This window comes from Paenibacillus sp. Paensp38 (assembly GCF_059491915.1).
This window is the reverse complement of the sequence record NZ_CP168516.1, coordinates 2,779,151-2,798,275: the sequence shown is the minus strand read 5'-3', so window position 1 is coordinate 2,798,275 and position 19,125 is coordinate 2,779,151. Positions and strand designations below refer to the sequence as shown.

At 39.7% G+C, this 19,125-nt stretch carries 17 protein-coding genes; 13 read left to right on the top strand and 4 right to left on the bottom strand.

Features of this window, described 5'->3' with window-relative positions:
• Window positions 1–394: 394 nt before the first annotated feature.
• The gene (locus ACEN8J_RS11980) at window positions 395–1,231 is read right to left on the bottom strand and encodes a copper amine oxidase N-terminal domain-containing protein (RefSeq protein WP_449292711.1); all 837 of its coding nucleotides are present in this window, start codon (window positions 1,229–1,231) and stop codon (window positions 395–397) included.
• 654 nt (window positions 1,232–1,885) lie between these two features.
• Between ACEN8J_RS11980 and ACEN8J_RS11975 the strand changes: the two genes are divergently transcribed.
• Window positions 1,886–2,071, top strand: a complete 186-nt coding sequence (locus tag ACEN8J_RS11975) for a hypothetical protein (protein ID WP_069011426.1) — start codon at window positions 1,886–1,888, stop codon at window positions 2,069–2,071.
• A gap of 452 nt (window positions 2,072–2,523) precedes the next feature.
• Here ACEN8J_RS11975 and ACEN8J_RS11970 read toward each other — a convergent pair whose 3' ends face one another.
• The gene (locus tag ACEN8J_RS11970) at window positions 2,524–3,498 is read right to left on the bottom strand and encodes a stalk domain-containing protein (RefSeq protein WP_342435059.1); all 975 of its coding nucleotides are present in this window, start codon (window positions 3,496–3,498) and stop codon (window positions 2,524–2,526) included.
• 823 nt (window positions 3,499–4,321) lie between these two features.
• Here ACEN8J_RS11970 and ACEN8J_RS11965 point away from each other — a divergent pair.
• On the top strand, window positions 4,322–5,092 hold the full coding sequence (locus ACEN8J_RS11965) for an SDR family NAD(P)-dependent oxidoreductase (RefSeq protein ID WP_069011427.1): 771 nt from the start codon (window positions 4,322–4,324) through the stop codon (window positions 5,090–5,092).
• A 136-nt stretch (window positions 5,093–5,228) separates the two neighbouring features.
• On the opposite strand, the gene ACEN8J_RS11960 is transcribed toward ACEN8J_RS11965, so the two are convergent.
• Window positions 5,229–6,437 (bottom strand): helix-turn-helix domain-containing protein, encoded by a 1,209-nt coding sequence (locus ACEN8J_RS11960; RefSeq protein WP_342435060.1) that lies wholly within the window; start codon window positions 6,435–6,437, stop codon window positions 5,229–5,231.
• Between the two features lie 611 nt (window positions 6,438–7,048).
• Here ACEN8J_RS11960 and ACEN8J_RS11955 point away from each other — a divergent pair.
• Both ACEN8J_RS11955 and ACEN8J_RS11950 read left to right on the top strand, forming a co-directional pair.
• Window positions 7,049–7,624, top strand: coding sequence for a sigma-70 family RNA polymerase sigma factor (locus tag ACEN8J_RS11955; RefSeq protein ID WP_341039267.1), 576 nt, complete (start codon window positions 7,049–7,051; stop codon window positions 7,622–7,624).
• Window positions 7,614–8,684 (top strand): hypothetical protein, encoded by a 1,071-nt coding sequence (locus tag ACEN8J_RS11950; protein WP_342435061.1) that lies wholly within the window; start codon window positions 7,614–7,616, stop codon window positions 8,682–8,684. Before ACEN8J_RS11955 ends, ACEN8J_RS11950 begins: the two co-directional genes overlap by 11 nt.
• Window positions 8,685–8,834: 150 nt before the next feature.
• Here ACEN8J_RS11950 and ACEN8J_RS11945 read toward each other — a convergent pair whose 3' ends face one another.
• Entirely contained in the window at window positions 8,835–9,098 is a 264-nt protein-coding gene (locus ACEN8J_RS11945; protein ID WP_029517073.1) for a hypothetical protein, read from the bottom strand.
• A 495-nt stretch (window positions 9,099–9,593) separates the two neighbouring features.
• Between ACEN8J_RS11945 and ACEN8J_RS11940 the strand changes: the two genes are divergently transcribed.
• The 9 genes from ACEN8J_RS11940 to ACEN8J_RS11900 all read left to right on the top strand — a co-directional run bounded on the left by ACEN8J_RS11940 (window position 9,594) and on the right by ACEN8J_RS11900 (window position 18,940).
• Window positions 9,594–9,908 (top strand): hypothetical protein, encoded by a 315-nt coding sequence (locus ACEN8J_RS11940; RefSeq protein WP_495594526.1) that lies wholly within the window; start codon window positions 9,594–9,596, stop codon window positions 9,906–9,908.
• Between the two features lie 319 nt (window positions 9,909–10,227).
• Complete coding sequence (locus ACEN8J_RS11935) at window positions 10,228–10,512, top strand: hypothetical protein (protein WP_029517074.1); 285 nt, start codon at window positions 10,228–10,230, stop codon at window positions 10,510–10,512.
• 474 nt (window positions 10,513–10,986) lie between these two features.
• Window positions 10,987–11,877, top strand: a complete 891-nt coding sequence (locus tag ACEN8J_RS11930; RefSeq protein ID WP_495594525.1) for a copper amine oxidase N-terminal domain-containing protein — start codon at window positions 10,987–10,989, stop codon at window positions 11,875–11,877.
• Window positions 11,878–11,999: 122 nt separating this feature from the next.
• Entirely contained in the window at window positions 12,000–12,881 is an 882-nt protein-coding gene (locus ACEN8J_RS11925) for a copper amine oxidase N-terminal domain-containing protein (RefSeq protein WP_341039270.1), read from the top strand.
• A 972-nt stretch (window positions 12,882–13,853) separates the two neighbouring features.
• A complete protein-coding gene (locus ACEN8J_RS11920) occupies window positions 13,854–14,744 on the top strand; it encodes a copper amine oxidase N-terminal domain-containing protein (RefSeq protein WP_341039271.1) in 891 nt (296 codons plus the stop codon).
• Window positions 14,745–14,830: 86 nt separating this feature from the next.
• Window positions 14,831–15,736 (top strand): copper amine oxidase N-terminal domain-containing protein, encoded by a 906-nt coding sequence (locus ACEN8J_RS11915; protein ID WP_341039272.1) that lies wholly within the window; start codon window positions 14,831–14,833, stop codon window positions 15,734–15,736.
• A 46-nt stretch (window positions 15,737–15,782) separates the two neighbouring features.
• A complete protein-coding gene (locus ACEN8J_RS11910; protein ID WP_341039273.1) occupies window positions 15,783–16,667 on the top strand; it encodes a protein tolB in 885 nt (294 codons plus the stop codon).
• A 339-nt stretch (window positions 16,668–17,006) separates the two neighbouring features.
• Window positions 17,007–17,189 carry a hypothetical protein gene (locus ACEN8J_RS11905; protein WP_318626624.1) on the top strand — a complete coding sequence of 61 codons (183 nt, stop codon included), beginning with the start codon at window positions 17,007–17,009 and terminating at the stop codon, window positions 17,187–17,189.
• Window positions 17,190–17,521: 332 nt separating this feature from the next.
• Window positions 17,522–18,940, top strand: coding sequence for a helix-turn-helix domain-containing protein (locus ACEN8J_RS11900; protein ID WP_208332492.1), 1,419 nt, complete (start codon window positions 17,522–17,524; stop codon window positions 18,938–18,940).
• Window positions 18,941–19,125 lie beyond the last annotated feature (185 nt).

Below are 19,125 nucleotides of genomic sequence, written 5' to 3'. Positions count from 1 at the left end.
TGGCTGGTAAAAGGTTTGGTTTAGAACAAGTCGTGGTTCAGTACAGTCAGCATTTTTATTTTATAAACGAAGATTTGCACGAGGAGGATTATATGAATAAAAATGATGATCGTCATGATAACACCCCAGAATAAAGAAGGCAGTCGAAAATATAGACATACTCTTGATAAACTTTCTAATACATAAATAATCAGTCAAGTAAAACGCCGTTCGGAACGGAGAAAGCAATCACTATTTATCAAGTTTGTCCCTAATTGACAATGGAGTAGGTTGGGGTATTTTTATGAACGTAAGGAATTTGAAACTACAAATCTAATATTTAATAGTAAAGCTGATCCTTTCTAGGATCAGCTTTACTATTGACCCATTCCACTCTACAAGTAAAAGTACTTTTTTACTTGTGAGTCTTTAGCGTTCTGCCCTTAAAGAGAATATACGACAGTTCATGTTTGATAATTTTATTATTCTCTATTGTTTTCACATAATCTATGTCATCTTCGCGAGTTACAATTTCATCCTTATCTATACTGGGCCTTTTACGATTTCTATTTTCCCCGGCCGTGCTATTGTCAGAAAAAATAAAAGTGGTATTTAAATCTTCAATGCCCTCACTAATCTTTTTCCCTGTCATATTCTTAGCTGTAATGGCCAGATGAATTTTTTCTCCCATGGTCAATTTGTACGATAACAACTGGAATGCATTTTCATTATCCACTTGTTCTCTAAAATGATCCAAATCTTCTACATTCTCCATCATAGGTGTCTTCATTAATTCTTTCCCAGAGAGGGAATACAGTTTATTTTGCTGATCCCATTCCTGGTGTATGTCTAAGTGCTTAGTAAGTACCCCTAAAGGGACAAACATCGCATTTTTATAAAGCACAGGGACGGTATCCATCACGGACGAGCTCGAGTCGGTAACAATCTCAGTGGAGTTCATTTTAAACTCAACCTTGTGTGTTCCAAACTTAATTGTAGCCGTATTAGAAGTTGGGTTAAACGTAGTCTGTCCTCCCAACAAATCATTTATGGATCTCAAAGGTACCATATAGCGATTATTCTGATCAATATAAGGTGCTTTGGGGGCTGTGAACAAGACATAGTAATTGTTAATCTTCAAAAATGGAGTGTTTGGAGTTATACTCTGAGCTGACATTTTTCCTATATAGGGTAGAGAAAAACAAAGAAACAATGCACCTATAAGCATAATTCTGAACAACATCTTTCCCATAAAAATATCCTCCTTAAAAGAGAGGGGCTAGCAGCCCCTCACGGAATTCAATCTAAAAATATATTATCTGTTTCCTCTCCTCCATGTACGTAATCCACTACAACTTTACTCCGTGGCATAGAACAATAATCATAGGTTTGACTGTTTCGCCAAGGAATATTATCTTCTGAATCTTTACCAATGTAGGATGTAGCCCAACGAACTCTTCTAATGTATGATCCGTCATTATAGTCTTGTCGATCTTGTAGTCAGAAGGGACATAAAATTTCATTTGTACTTCTTGATCAGGCTCAAAGCGTGGCTTAAAAGTATAAGGCTCTTTTACACTTTCAATGAGCATGAAAGGAGCCCAGTCATTATATTCTGTACTATGCTGCAAACCAACATCAACCGCCAGCCTGGAAGAAATAAGGGACGTTATTGATCTCTATTTCATTGACCCTAGTGGAGTACAACCTAAGCAGAAAGTCCTCTCTATCCTGCGGTAGCATCTCGCAGAGGCTGACCAGAAGATCGGTGGGTTACAGCAATTCCGCGCTGATTTACAGGCCAACATCGAACGCTTCGAGCGCTGGTTCAAGGTAAGAGAGTAGCATTAATTTTTTCCTAGTTGCTCAGGGCGCACAGCTGGCGTCCCGGCCGGTTGAGACAGTAATGAGCAGGGGAATTGTTGCAACCATTTTATGGGATGATGCATCTGTCGAAAGCGTCGTCATGAACGAAGGCTTCTTAGAGAAGCTTGGAACAGGTGGTGTTCACATCTCGATGACAAGTGGACTCGCCCGTTCCTATGTCAAGTCTATTGTCGACCTTTTGAGCATTGAGCAGAGACAAGACTAACATCAAAATCCGGTGCGCGTTCACGAGATAATACCCGCTTTATTAAGCAATTCCAGTCTACAGATGTTAAGAAATTCATAGTACGGGGACAACCTGTTCAAAACCTGAGAAAAGACTAAGCTAACGGAGAACGTTAGTTTAACTTCGAAGAGGCTGCGCCACACGGTAGCCCCAACTTATTTTTTATCCGAAAAAATCATGTTAAACGCCAAGATTCACTGGTCTATTCAGTTAATTCTCCGATGCTCCTGACGGATGTGTCGGAGGAAAAGAACATATTACGTATCGGGTTCGCGGATTTCGCGGATTTTTGTTTTTATCGTGATACATGTTCTTTCCCAAGACATGAATCGGTACCCGAAAAGGACAAGAACTTATAATCTTATCCCATCCCTTTTTGCCTACTGGCGCCTCCTGATAGGAGCAATAGACTTGAACATCCGTTGAGGCTGTTAATTTTGCGGGATGGGAACGACCTCCTTGCGCACCTCGTCCGGCTGCGTCACGGTTAGCTTTCCAGACGAGTCGGTCACGGAACCGCCGACTGTATGCTCGAAGCCGATCCGGGTGACCTTCCCGTCCAGTCCGATCAGGCCGCTTTCCTCCGTGCTGGAATCTCCGGCAATGCCTCTGCTGTAGAATACCAGCGGCTTGTCGATTTTCGGCGTCCGACCCGTACGGTCCTTCAGCTTTTCCTCCAGCAGCAGTTGAAAGCTATCTCCAATGCTTCCGTCAAAATGGGCCTGCCATGTCGCGACAAGGAAATCGTCCTTGTATTCGTAATAGGTCGCCGTCTCGTTGCCCTCGATGGTGAAGAAGCGGAGTGCCTCTCCTTCGGGAAAGAGGAAGGCGGTGCTGTAGTCCTCGGATTCGTGGAGCGTCCGCAGTGGCGTATGCTCGTAATGGGTTCCAGAGAACATCGCTTCCATGGCCAGATTCCTGCTTGCGGCCAGATCGCCGGTATAGAGCGCGTCCCGCTGCTTATCGGAGAGTGGCGACTCGATGGCGACAGTGTTGTTTTTCCATTCCACCTTGTAGCCGTACTGCTCGGAGACGAAGCGCAGAGGCACATAGACGCGATTATGGACGGCCTTCGCTGGCACGTCGAGCGAAATCGGACCCGACGAGGACGAGTTATTCCCAAACGTCTCGGTCGCGGCCGTCTTCTTCCCGACGGTCAGCTTAATCGTCTGCGACCATTTTCGGACGACCACGGTGTCCGTTTTCGCATCCCAATCGACGGCGGCGCCCAGTGCTTCGGAGACAGCTCGGATCGGCACGAGCACCAGTCCCTGATCGTAGATGGGGGGACTGTCGGTCGCGATCGGCTTGCTCCTCACCGTAATGCCAATATCCACGGTGGCGAACGCGGTTGTACCGACGGATAATGCACCGATGACGGCGAATGTGCATAGAAGCTTTTTCATAGTATCCACTCCTGTTCTCATGATGGCAACGTTCTTTCCGAATGCATACCAGCAATCTCTATTTGTATGTTAGACGCGGGTGGACTTGAAAAAGTTTCCATCCATAGATTGGCTGACCACAGACTCATGGATCAGCTGCCTTGTTGCGCTAAACATTCCTGTAGAGCTTAAGATTCTTCTCTATACAAAAAAGACCACTTCAAGGTTGAAGTGGTCTGGTGTTCTGATCCCATTTACTCTGCAAGTGACTCAATCAATTTTGGAAAAGAGCCTCCAGCTCCTTTAGTAATTTTTCAGTTCTAAAATTGGTTGCGGCCATGTCCATTACACTCCAACAGATTTATATACAAAATTATAGCCAACTTAATATTTGGTGCTGATAGTGTGTACATACAATAAAGTTGTGTACTAAATTCCATAATTTTAAATTTATTCATTAGAAAAAATAGTACTCATCCTGCGTTACTCCACAAATGCGCCCGATTGTGGTATAAGGGATGACTCTAGGTATTGCATTTACATCGTTAAGCACAAAAATAAGATTTTAAAAACAGGAGTATTATTGATTGTTTCCAAACTGGATTTTACTTTTCCATTACGAATTGCACTTTCAATTGTCTTACGTAACCCTGATAAAATAAATTAAATATTTTGAAATAACAAAAAGTAAACATCCTATAAATCCTTATAAAAATCTTTAAAAATGCATATTTTACACTAAAAAATTTGCTTAAAATGAAACCGTACTACAAATCTTTGTTATTGACTAACAGGCTACTTCATCGATTTTAAAGCAATTGTTAGCAAAGAAGGAGAAGACATTATGAACAAAATAGTTGGAAAAGTTGCTGTTATTACTGGGGCAGGTGGCGGATTAGGTAAATATATTGCACTTCGTTTTGCAGAAGAAGGTGCTAAATTGGCATTATGTGATATCAATGCAGAAGGGCTTAACGAAACTACTGAATTATGTAAAAGCAAAGGTGCAGATGTATTTGCAAAAGCATTTGATGCTACTGATCTTAAAGAGTCAACAGCATTTATTTCCGATACGGTTGCACAATATCAAACTGTAGATATTTTAGTAAATTTAGCGATGGCGATTGAGCCACCTCATTCGTTCTTAGATCATACGCGGGAGACTCTAGAACGAAGCTACCAGACGGGTCTTGTTACAACATGGGACTTTATGAAACTTTGCTATCCATACCTGAAAGAAAATGGTGGTAAAATCATTAACTTTGGCTCTGGAAGTGGGAATGAAGGACAAGAAGGCTATGCAGCATATGCAGCGATTAAAGAAGCAATTCGTGGTCTTTCGAGAGTAGCTGCGCGTGAATGGGGACCTGACAATATTAATGTAAATGTCGTAAACCCAGGTGCCATTACAGATGCGATTCAAGCATATTTAGACCAAATGCCTGAAGGTCAACGAGATCCACTTTATTTAGGTTTCTCACAAACTGCTATAAGAAGATTTGGCACGCCTTACGAGGATATTGCACCTGTCGTACTGTTTTTAGCGAGTGAAGACTCTAGACACATTACGGGACAAACAATCAATGTAGATGGCGGTGTCATTATTAACGCTTAATACCTTAAATGAAATAGATGGTGCATATTGCGATCTATGCTATTAATAGGTATGGGTTAATGGAGAGATAGACGCATCTAATAAGAAAAAACTGCTAATCTGCAATGGATTAGCAGTTTTTTTCGTGAACAATCAATTAATGATTGAGTGTATTTTTTCGGTACTGATTTGGTGTTACACCCGTAAATTTTTTAAATAGGCTTGAAAAGTGGCTTTGGTTATTGAAATGAAGCAACATACAAATGTCGGCTACAGAATAGTCCGTTTGGATCAATAATTTTTGTGCTTCTTTTATTTTTTCTTCTTGGATATATTTTCCGATAGGTTTGTTTGTTTCTTTTTTAAAGAGCTGCGATAAATAAACTGGATTTAAATGGACGAGGTCTGCTAAATCCTTTATCGAAATTTGTTCAAATATATGATTGAATATATAGTTTTTACAAGTATTCACAGCCTTAGAATGTGCACTTTCCCTATTTTCATTCATACGGTCAACTAATGAAAATAATAAGTTATCACCAATTAATAAAACTTTTTGTAGGTCAAACGTTTCTTCAACTTTTTGAATGCTAATATCGCTCATTGTATAGGCAATTTCAGGATAAAGACCGCCTTCAATAGCTGCCCTCGTCGCAAGTGCAATATAAATGATGATTTGATTTTTAATGTTACGAAGGTGGCTTTTTTTCGAAAGTTGACTCAATCCCTCCATTTCAATTGATTCTAAATGCTGTAACAGCTTTTCCTTCTTGCCTTCTTTCACATATTGCCATATTTTCTGCTCAGTTTTATGGTCTAAATGAAAAGACGTTTCCAGACGAAGATGCCGTATTGCTTGTTCAATATGAGTGGGTTCAATTTCGTTAAAATTCATTAATTGAGATCTCACTATTTCTTCATCCATAGGCTCTTGGTAGATTAAAAAATACGTGAGTGAACAAAGCGATACAATTTGTTTTTGGTTTAACAGCTCTAATTGACTGTAATAATGGCATAACTCTTGCTGATAACTAGAGGATATTTGATGATCATGCATAATACCATTTACGGTGTTCTCGGTAACCTCAAAGGAAGTGAAAGGTCCGATTATTATCGTTTCTGTGGAAGATGAATGAAATACAATGAGCGTTTCTAGATAGTTTGTTATTCTAATCAAAGGAACGTTTTGTTGATCGCCAGGTTGAATGAGCCTGTTTATAAATGTTTCTATTGAATCAAAAAGAGGATGTCTTAGCTGTTTTCCACTTCTAGTAATACGATGACTTTTATTCTTGAAAATAAAAAGAGAAATATTGTATGTGTCATAGATCAATTGAGAGATATATTCTAAGTTTTGTTTCACCATTATTGCCACTCCTAAATTGATTAAGTAACCTGTCAGTCAATAACTAAGATTTATAGTATAACCTCATTATTGCTATAGACCATGAGTTTCTATGATTGACGTTGAAGTACCCATAACATCGATCACTTTTTCTTTTGGAGATCCTAGAGTAAAAAAAAATGGTGTTTTCTTCTGTAACCCTCTACGGACAATAAAGTAGAGTTCTTGGTCTCACAAAATCATCATTTTCATTCGAGCATATACAATAATATTGAGTTTTGAATTAATTATCAATTACCCTTATTGCTCTAAAAGAGTTCTTATGATGTAACCTACCGTCGGGTCTCTTTAATTTTGAGAACACAACTTTATTGTATTTTTTTCAGTTAGAACTCAACTTTATTGTTCAGAACTCATCTTTATTGGGTTTGATCAGATAGCTCCTGCAAAGGCCTAATTCCTTGAGCTCACCGTGCAGTCTGACGGAAGAACAACATGTCTTCCACGCTTTCATGCCGCTGCTCGCCTTCTTACAATCCATAGGCTCCCAACCGAAAACATAAAAAACCGAACCTTTTTTCCATCGAGCGACAATATAGGGTGTAAGCTGCTTACTCAGGAGGGCCCTCTGAATGCAAAGTGAATCTATGTACCACGTGCTCACAAAAATGATCGAAGGAGATCAGCAGGCGTTTCATACGTTGTATGATGCCACCTACAAGGATGTCTACCGGACCGTCTCTTTTCTGGTGGATCATCCGCAGGATCGCGAAGATATTATGAATGAGATCTACATGCAAATGTGGACCTCGCTTCCCAACTACGATCCGAATCGTCCTTTCCACTTCTGGCTGCACGGCTTGGTCATCCGACAAGTGCAAAGATTCCGGGTGAAAAGCTGGAGGAGATTCCGAATTTTCGAACGCATCCGTGTCTTTTCTCGGGAAGAGTATCATTGGGATCAGCCCACGTTGAGGATGGATGGGACAGACCCCGAGATATCGAGGGCCATGCACAAGCTGACCGATAAACAGCGAACGGTGATCATCCTCCGCTTTTATCACGATTATACGCTGGAGGAGATTGCGACATTACTCGATATTCCGCTGGGTACAGTCAAGTCCAGATATCATGCCGGCCTGCAGTCGCTTCGAAAACAATTGGGAAATCTCCCGTTGGAAAGGATGGAAAAGAACAATGCCTATTGAAAGTCAAATCAGCGAGTACCTGCACCAAGAGGCAGAGACCATGGAATGTCCCCCGGCTGTTTCCAAACGAATCGAACAATCCTATTCTCAATACGTACAACGGCAAAGGAGCAAAAAAACGATGAAAAAACGATTGATCGGCGGCATTGTTGCTGCAGTAATTATGATTCCAACCGCGGCATTCGCGGCCCCTCCCCTGATTGAAATGATTACGAGGACACCGATGACAGCCCAACAAGTCAAGATGGATGCGGTTGGCCAAGCAGCGCTTGAAAAGTTGTATCGCTCTTATCCGGAAACCAAGTCGTTTGAAATTATCGACGCCAGCCAGATTGGAGGAGACCCCACGAATACAAGTCAGGGGAAAGCCATTCAAACAAGCATCGTGCTGCAGGAAAAGGGAGCTCACGGCAAAAAGGTCCGACTTGATTTGAACGGTATCACGGGTGAAATCGAACAAGTGAACCAAGAGAATTGGGAGCCTCAGGAGAAGCCGGTCATCTCCTTAACCGATCAAGAAATCAAATCGAAAGTAGATGACCTCATTAACAAACTGTACGGCAGCTCCAGTAAGTACGAATGTAACATGGAGCCGATGCAGAACCCGGACCAAAAAACATTTATATTGAACTACACCGAAAAGGGATCAACAACGCCGTTTTATCAGGCATTCGTTCAAGGGAATACGATCAGCGTTTCTCTGATCGGAGGCGGCCCTGCTCCATCCGTGGAAGGCTTTTTCATGACTAAAGGCAAGCCTGACTATACTGCGGATGCCTTTTTAAACGATGAAGAGCTCTTTTCTTTACTTCACATGAGTCCAGCAGACTTGAAACAAGAATTGGCAAAGGGGGCATCTGTCGTCGAGATCGCAGCATCTAAAAAGATTTCCAAACAACAAGTCATGGACATAATCGCAAGTACGCAGGCAAAAAAACAAATCCAAGCCGATCCGCATGGTGGAGCTACTGATGACGATCGTACGCTGGAAATATTGAAACGGATTCTGGAACCCAAAGTATTGAAAGTGATTGAACACAAAACGGAAACGCCTTGGTAGGAATAAAATACAGGCGCCAGAAATGGCGCCTGTATTTTATTTTTTAGATATTCTTACATTGCATTCGAAATGCAATAATGGCTTCTTTACAGTCAAAAAATAGGGCATGGGTTGGTTGTTTATGGTCATCATTGATACAGAAGGGAAAGTTCATTTTGAGTCAATTTGAAGACGAAGAAATGCCGGCAGAATAGGCAAAAATCCGACTGCCGAGTGATTGGGACAACGTGCTGAAGCTTTTGGAGAAGTAAACGTCCATGAGCCGCCGAAGGATAAGCCCGAATAAGGCCGTTTTTCGGAAATGGACATAGAAAAGCGGGGATCAGCCAGTTGGCCAAATCTTTGCTTTTTTGCATTGTTCCACGGAAGGCTATTCGACACTGAAGGCTGTGGTACGAAGATCAAAAAGCCCATGTAAATTCCTCCCTGAAAAAAATATACGAGATTATAATTGTTGAAAAATCAAGTTGTCATGGGGAAGGTGAAACTTCCTAAATTACGCATTTAACAAAAAAAAGTGCTATATACTCAATTCCGGTATATTCGCTATTGATTAATTGAATACGTTGGAAAAACTATCAAGTTGCCTGTATAATTAACATGAATATTCCAAAAACCATAAAAAATTAGTTGTATATTACAAAAAAAGATTAGTAACTATTTGCATACAAAAATTATACATCAATAGAATAAAAATTAAAGGATGGAGGGAATTACAAATGTAGAAAACATGGTTTACTATGCTTGCTACACTTACAATGGTTGCTGCTTTAGGTGCTTCTGTATCCGCCGCTTCGGTTCTGCCGCTAGCAAATAACTAAAGATCAGGCGACTCCTTCTGTCGAAGTTCTGCCAGTAGGAACTGGAAGTAACGAAAAAGCGGTAGATAAAATTGGTATTGTAGATAATATGAATAAACCAGTTATAGAAACAACGAGTGATGCTAAAGTCGAAATATTAGATCCAGCAACAGATAAGACGTCTGCTCTTGATCCTAAGAAAATAAGCACTTCAAGCAGCTTAGGGTTATTCAGCATTACGTACCCAACCTCGCTCTGGAACATTAACAGCCAAGGTACTTATATTGCTGAATTTTCAGGTGTAAGAGACACTATTTATACTCACTACTATTTCCCTACAAACAGCTCAGGAGAAATAAAAATTAGAGGAGCTGTGAATGGAGGATTACCCACATTCGGGAAGCTATACCATTACTGCATATGAATTAGGCAGTAATAACGCTGTGTCCAGTTCCACTTTTAAAACAGGTGAGCGCATTTTTGTACGCATTTACAATTTAAATAAAAATAAAAATTATTTCTTTGGTGTTCATATAACAGTGCTAATACCATAAGCGGGGCCTTATCCATCGACCACAGCTAATTGTATAAACGATAAAACACGGGTCCAACAAAAAGGAACCTGTGTTTTTCTTTATGTTACGCAGGCAATGTGTAAGGTTGGATAATAGAAAACTTCGGAAAATGGTGCTGTACATTTTCCAAATCTTTTCTACATAAATGAATTATTATGGAGGTGCTAAATGGCTTTTCTAGAAGATAGTTCTAAAAAAGAAGAAATTCAAGAACGCTATGAGCAATTATGGAGTGAACTTTTAGTTAGAGATGAGGAAGAAGCAGAACATGTTATAAAGAAATTAGAATATGAGTTGTTGCCTACCCGTCAGAGAATCCTAAGACGATGCGGGGAAATCCTGTCTCCATTAAAAAAACGTTTTATCTGGATTATCCTTTTTAGTGTGATTGGGTTCTTCCTTTTAGCTTACGTATTATTTATATATGTATCTTTGTGGGTTGAAGATTATTAAGGACGTTTCTGTGAAACCGGAAGAGTCTTTTTTTATGAGCCTGTTGAAACCCTAAATGCTGGTTTTAACCAGCCGGGATATCTGTAAAAAATAGACTCGCTGATCGGCAAGTAAGGGAGCGAGCAGGACAAGAGTGGGGGAAACAGGCTCATGCTACTGGCTCTAAGGGGGCAAGAGCGGCCACCTAAGAGCCAGTACGCACCGCTGGGCCGCTACTCACGCCGATAACTAGAGCGCCTACGCCGGGAGAAAGCGTCCGGCCAAGGCGCTCTACTTTCCTGGCGCTCGCTTAACGCAACCCACGGAGCGAATGAAGGACCTTGAAAAGGGATTAGGGAGGGCAAAAAACACCATGAACGCTACATTTCGCTCATCATCTCAAAACATATGAATTTTGTGGTATAGATTAGAAACTTTCGAATTATTTCATACGTCTTATGTAAGGGTGCTTATTGAAAAAGGAGGTAATTTATCTTGAAAAAGGTTATTGTGTTTGTGTTTTTCTTCGTACTTATGTTTCAATCCTGGGCGATTGCTGATGCTGCCAATCCGATATCCGTTAACGCGGTGAATGTGAATGGGAAGTTTATAGCAACCGATGTTTCACCTATTATTAAGGAAGGGCGTGTTTTGGTCCCTATACGCACGCTTGCTTCACTGGGGGTAACCTATCAATGGGATAGTAAAAGTCAATCTGCCCTCATCACAAAAGGCAAAGATCAAATTAAGCTGACGGCCAACAAAAAAGAAGCATTTAAAAATAACCAAGCAGTTCAGGTAGACGTTCCTGTCCAAATGACTCAAGGAAGGATATTGGTACCTATTCGTTTTGTGTCGGAGAACTTTGGTTACAAGGCAAACTATGAGAAGCTTCGGTCTATTTTATTTATTCAAGACGGTAATTATAAGGTAGACCAAGAGAGCTTACAGGCAGAAGATTTACAAGCAGCCCGTCAGTCTGCTATATCGTTACCAGTTCAATCCTCCTTCAAATCGCTTTCTTCATTAGAAAAACCCAGTGCTAATAAAGACTATGGTTACGCCTTCCCGAGAGGGGATTCGTCCAGATACATGTATTCAAACAATGTTGGACACACGGTAGTCGAAATAAAAAATGGAATAGCCAAGGCAGTTTGGCAATTTACAGAAGGAAATGGTCTGGATGATATTGTATCTAGTGCTGGCCAAAGACCAAGTTATAATTACGTCGGATGGGTAACAGACATTACAATGGGTAATGATAGAGATGGAAATTTCAAGATTATATACAAAGATGATAAAGGTCAACAGAAAGATTTCACTGTAAAAGCTGAATCCTATAAAGATGTTATCCAACCTATTCCTAATGAGACGAGAAAACAATAGTAACTGAACCAGTTTATTAAGGACGTCCTTAGCAAGGGATGTTCTTTATTTTGCTTATGAATTCAAATTATAAGCAGCAATGGATTTTTAGTGAATTACAAATTATTGGAGGTTAGTTGGGTATGAAAAAAATCTTTCTTTCATCTATGCTTACTTTAGGTATGCTTTTAACATTTGCTATTCCGCTTTCTGCTGCACCATCCATTCAATTGGTGATCAATAGTGAGGTCGCTAATTCAGATGCTCCACCTGTTTCCGTTGCAGGAAGGACTATGGTTTCTTTAGCTTCCTTAAAGCCGCTAAAGCTTAATCTAGTCTGGAACGCGGACAAGAAGACGGTGACTGTCAATGCTCCTGGGGTAAAAGAAAAACTTGTACTTACGATCGGCCAAAAAGAAGCTTCTTATCGAGAAAAAACACTTACTTTGGACGTGCCTGCTCAATTAAACAAGAATCGCGTTGTTGTGCCTTTGCGCTTCATCAGCGAAGCCTTTAAAGCAGAGGTGGAGTGGAAAGCGGACAAAAATACTGTCATTATCCGGAGTGCTGACCAAGTAGAAACATATAAGAAGCTGTATCAAGGTACGGATTTGGTGGCGGCACGTAAAATCGCTGTAAATCTTCCTTCTAAGGATGAAAATGCGCTTCATAATACCGAGGAGGGTGTTTATTATCAGTATATCTTTCCTGAAGGAGAAGCATTGAGATATTATTATGTTGTTGGGAATTTATATACTTACTATGAAATTAAGGATGATGTTAAACATATAGTTTGGGAAGGTGTAGAAGAAGATTCGAGGAAGAAAATGAAAGAAAAAGGAAAGCGTCCATCGGAAGACAAAACACAATATTATTTTTTACAAGAACGTGTGGATCATAGTGTCACATATGGTAAAGTGGGGACCGAGAAGCCAGTAACGCAAGCTTTGCCTAAAAATACTACAGGATTAGCAGATATTATTGTACCTATTTCCGGCGAAGTAAGGAAAGATCAAATAAAATAGATTTTTCACTTCATTTTGGACGTTCTGAGCAATAAGGGACGTCCTTATCTATGCTTTCCTTTTAAGTTTTCTGATCCGAGCTTCAGGAAGTCGATAGGCTAAAAAAAACAATTAGTAGGGGGCTAGAGAAATCTAGGAGCACCCCTTTTTTCTGATTTTGATAAGATTAACGCACACACCAATAAGTAAATATAGCTCTGCAAGCAGAAAAATTAATTGATCTGACCATAAAAAGTCTTTAGTTGAAAATATGGATATGATAACTCCGAATGAAATGAGAAGCATAAATAATTCTACAACCCAATCAGTTATCCTACTGGTCTTCCCATTTTTCTGATATGTTGCATGAATAGCGCGTACAATTAAACGGATTATTAATGATGCTAACAACCAGTTATAAAGAGTGTTCGGATAATTATATGAAATTCGCAAAACTAGACTAGCTATGAGCCATACCAAAAGAACAAAAGTTAAATAATAAGGATTTTTTAGCATCGTTCTCTCCCCTCACCTAGTTTACAGTTATACAATTATTATACAGTTTTTGCGTGCAAGTTTACAAAAATGAGCATAATTCGTAAAGGAAAGTAATTTCGGAAAAGGTCATTGTTTAGAAAAGGTGTTTTTGGAGGAATCCAAGAGCGTTCTTTTTTAATGGCCGGTTGTAACCCTAAAGGCTGGTTTGAACCAGCCTGGATACTGTAGCAAGCGGCTGGCTTCCAGATCGGTGAGCAGGAGAGTAGGCAGGATAAGACAGGGAAGCAGGCTCATTGCTACTGGCTCTAAGGTGGCAAGACCCACGGAGCGAATGAAGGACCTTGAAAAGGGATTAGGGAGGGCAAAAAACACCATGAACGCTACATTTCGCTCATCATCTCAAAACATATGAATTTTGTGATATAGATTAGAAACTTTCGAATTATTACATACGTCTTATGTAAGAGAACTTATTGAAAAAGGAGGTAATTTATCTTGAAAAAGGTTATTGTGTTTGTGTTTTTCTTCGTACTTATGTTTCAATCCTGGGCGATTGCTGATGCTGCCAATCCGATATCCGTTAACGCGGTGAATGTGAATGGAAAGTTTATAGCAACTGATGTTTCACCTATTATTAAGGACGGGCGTGTTTTGGTCCCTATACGCACGCTTGCTTCACTTGGGGTAACCTATAAATGGGATAGTAAAAGTCAGTATGCTCTCATCACAAAAGGCAAAGATCAAATTAAGCTGACGGCCAACAAAAAAGAAGCATTTAAAAATAACCAAGCAGTTCAGGTAGACGTTCCTGTCCAAATGACTCAAGGAAGGATATTGGTACCTATTCGTTTTGTGTCGGAGAACTTTGGCTACAAGGCAAACTATGAGAAGATTCGGTCTATTTTATTTATTCAAGACGGTAATTATAAGGTAGACCAAGAGAGCTTACAGGCAGAAGATTTACAAGCAGCCCGTCAGGCTGCTATATCGTTGCCGATTCAATTCTCTTACAAATCGCTTTCTTCTCTAGAAAAACCGGGGGCTAATCTAAGCTATACTTACGTTTTCCCGAGAGGAGATTCATCCAGATATATGTATTTAAACAGAGTTGGTAATACGGTAGTCGAAGTTAAAAATGGAGTAGCCAAAGCAGTTTGGCAATTTACGCAAGGAAATGGTATGTCTGATATTGTGTCTAGTGCTGGCCAAAAACCAAGTTATAATTACGTCGGATGGGTGACTGATATCTTGATGTTTAATGATGAGCATGGGAATATCAAAGCTGTATACAAAGATGATAAAGGTCAACAAAAAGATCTCACTGCAAAGGCGAAATCCTATACAGATATTATCCAACCTATTCCTAATGAGACGAGAAAACACTAGCTAATACTGAATCGATGTATTAATACTACTAAGCTCAATTTAGTTTGAAATGATGACAAGAAGACACTATTGAGGTGAATATAATTATGAATACATTTTTCAAAGCGGCTTTTGCATCAACAATATCTTTTAGTATGCTTGCTAGCGGTGTTTCTGGAGCAGCCTCCAAGTCCATTATTGTGCAAGTGAATAACGTACCCATGCCAGGGGATGTAGACCCCTATGTTCAGAATGGTTCCACATTAGTAGCATTGAATATGATAAGATCGATTCCTGGTGTAACGATCAACTGGAACAATACTTCTAAAACGGTAACTGTAGATAATAACGGAACAAAATCAACACTGGTGGCTGGTAAAAAAGAGACAATGGTAGGTGATAAAAAAGTAACGCTGTCTACCTCTTCTGCAATGAAAAATGGTCGTGTTATGGTACCGCTGCGTTTCATTGCAGATGCGTCCGGTTCTCAAGTGTACTGGGATGCCCCAGATCGTACAGTTTACGTAGCTAAGCCGACAGAAGAGATGCAGAAAGAAATCCAATCTAGCGATATTTCTGTAGCTCGTCATGGTGCATACAGTCTTCCACGTATTGCCAAAGTTAATGTACTGTCAGGTAAAGAAGGGGATAGTATGGCTTATATTCGCTACTTCCAAAAAAACCAATCCAGTGAATTTTTTGAACAACACATGGACAGTGTGAATTACTATCGTATCATTGACACACATGTAGAACTGCTCTGGTCTGCAAGGCTGAACCTGCAACAGGAAGCTAAAAATGCAAGCCTGCCGTTCCTCACCAACAAAATTGTTGAACAAAGCGGCAAAATGCCAACGATCCAAAAGGGCGTAGTTTATTATAATTATAGCGTTCCGGGTGGCACCACGTTCGGGACTATTGATAAAGCTGGCAAAAAAACTCGTCTGGGGGAAGCGACTGAAGATCAGGCGAAGCAAATGTTTTTCTCTATTCCAGAAGAAGAACAACTATAAAAGGGAACGCAGGGATAACGACACATTGTATTGTAAGGAGGAAACTATGAAATTCGTGCAGATTATGTCTGTAGGTGCGATAGTGATGTTAGTGATTTCAGGGTGTAGTGGTAAGGCAAGCTCAAATCATCAACTACCTCAGACCGAAGTGAATAATACCGGGGTAAACAGCACAAAGGAAGGTGTAAAAAAAGTAGACGAAAAAGCAACTGTAGAAACATCTAGAGCAACTGTTAAAAAGGTGAATACCTTAGATTATTCTCAGTATGATAATAACCAAGACAAATCTAAGGTTGTAGTTTCGGGGAAACAGATTGTATGGAAAAATAAAGACGTTACTTTTACAGCAAAATTAACTAACGCTAAAGGGGAAGAAGCCGCCGAAGCCAATGAAGTTGTGAATTCTATGAAAATAAAAGGTAAGCGTGGAGAGCAACTCGTTAAGCTCAACCCACGACCTTTGAGAGTTAACTCACTTTCCTTATCTAAAAGCAACCAGGTAGCTCTTCATGTAAGCGATCACGAGGGGAGTAGACTTATTTTAATTAATTTATCCGATGGGACTCAAACTATTGTAAACATGTTTGAGATGAATAGTGACGGAGCCGGGAGCGAAAAGATTGATGCCTATAACTGGTCGCCTGATGGAAAAAAGATTGCGTTTGGAATCGGTGATCTAGGTTCAAGTTATATCGGACTATACAATGTTGAGCGTAACAGCTATATGCATGTGTCCGATAAGGACTTTACATTGATCTCATCTATAGTTTGGCATAAAGATGGGAAAAGTTTTGACTTTGTGAGTAAAGGTGACGATTCTCCACTAGCAGTACTCTATACTTACTCAGAAACAAAAAAATCAATTTTAAAGAAGGGTTCTTTAACTAAGAATGATGAGCAGAAGATATCTCAATTAACACCGAAATCTTGATTGACATATACAGAGAGAGTATTTTGAAACCGTATCATCTATATAGTCATAATTTTAAACTCCACTTTTTTTCGACTTTAATGCACTCTATCAACATTATAGATTTACTTTTGAATATTTAATGATTGCTTGTGGCCAACAAAGGGCTTAAAGAGAATGTTGCTACGTTATGCTTATATGCGACCTCTTCAACCAAGAAATGATCGTTTTAAAGCGATCCAAGGAAGACGGCGTCGCTCTTGTACAAACCGAACAAAATCTTATGTTGTTCAGTTTGTGTTGATAATTGATACCAGACTTTTACAATGGTTGAAGTATAAATTTAGGTGGGAGTTGCTTATGAGAATTTCCATGAGTAAGTTACTAAAACGCTATGCAGCGATTTTGTTGGGCTACGCAATAGTTATAGGGTTATTTTACGCTTTGGGATATAAGATGAGCGCTATGGGAATCTATGCAATTTTGACAGGAATTGTGACTGGAGAAATAATCAACTTCGTATTATCAAAGCGAGAGAAATGAACCTAGGTATCCCCTGATTGCATCTACATCAGGGGATTTTTCATGTAATTAAAAGGTCCAACAGAGTTTCTGCATGGGACCTCTATATCATTACTGGTGAGAATCCACATGGGGAAATGAATTAGTCATGTCAACTCTGTGAAACCTTTTACTTGGATCAACCCAATCATTTCAGGATGCCACTCGTCCTACATGTCCCAATATGTGTAAGTTATGCTGAATTTTCGTTATAAACATTAGTTGCATAATATATTGACAGATGGTTAATTATAGAGAAGAATAGAGGGTGATTTTTAAAATAATGGAATTTTTATGTGAAGGGTGGTTATGACTTGAAGCATACACCTACGATTTCAGCGGAGTTTGAGTATTATCTAAAACAAAATGATATGACGTTGAGTCAATTTGCCGAATATTCAGGGGTACATCAAAGAACGCTTAGTAATTGGATTACTCAGCATCGTCCTGTTTCCGTACAGCAGCTGGACCGAATTACTGTGGCTATGGATTTGCCAGAAGGCTATTTTTATGACCTATACATAGAAAATTACATCATTGATCTTTCCCCGAATTTTAGGCGAATCGAGCCATTATTGTATCGTTGTGCAGAACTGGACAAGCTGGATGCAATCCGTCGAATGGTAGGGCATATCATGGATAATCCGCTGTATGCGTCCAGGCTATTTGATGTTGCAGAAGCATTATTTGAACAGGGACGACATGCTGCTGCGCTGCCTCTCTATGAGAATGTCGCAGAAGTGGAGAAATATCAGCATTCTGAACGCTTGGCCACCTGCCAATATCGTATATTCTCGATTCAAGTTGGAGACGACCAAAGCCGTAATCTCAAGGCAGCAACGCTATTTGAACCCTTCGTGGAACGCCTGGATGAAATAGACCAACTTGATGCGCTAAAAGATTTGGCGAATGTGTATCGTTCTTTGCGTTTATGGGATCGGCTTGATGTGACTGCTCGAAAAATGAGAGATAAAGCGGAAATCCAATATACATTAGAGCATCAGCAGAAAAAACGAAAGCCTGCGGAAATTGAAAAGAGGCTGAGCCGTCCATTGTTTGTGTACATTACATATTCTGATTTACTGTGTGCCAGTGTATATGAGGCCAAAGGCGATTATGAGCAGGCATTAGAATATACATACGCCTATGCTAATTTAGATTGGGTCAAAGAGACTGACGAGGATACTCTGCATTGGATTAAACAGTTTCAAGATTGGGCAGAAGGTAATATCTACACCTATAAACTATTATCTGGAGATATAAGTGTACTAAACAATTATGTTGAATATATTGCTGCATCGCCAGATGCTTCTGAAAAAGAAATGGTTACAAAAGTGTTGAATGTTATGTCGGCGGCAAACCAGTATAGTATAGATGTAGATCATATACTTCGAAGGTTTAAAAAGAAAATTGACTTATTTGCCCAACACAATCCGTCATCTGATATGTATACCCAACAAGTGATACCAGAACAGTTTGCACGTCTTGGATACGAGTTAGCTTATTACTATTTGCATCAAGGGAGGTATAACGATGGTTTTAAACACTTGATGTATGCAATGCTAAAGTCACATATAATAAATAATGAAACTTATTTTATAAACTGCATGGGATTATTCTTACATTTCAGAATGAATGCAGCACATGAAACAAAGACGCAGTTTTTAAATTTCATTGAAAAGGTGTGGTTAGACAATGTTAAGAAAAATGGTTCTTCTGATCGTCGCAGCTAGCTTTTTATTTATCGTGGCTGTACCTAATCATGATTATAACCAACACCATATTATTCAGCTTAACGATACTATTGGAGGTGCTTAAAGGTAAAATAAGAATTAACATTCACTAAACTTTTTTGTTAATGGGTGGTGTTGTTGATTGAAACTACCCTGTGAACAACTTGAAACCAACTAAAAATAAA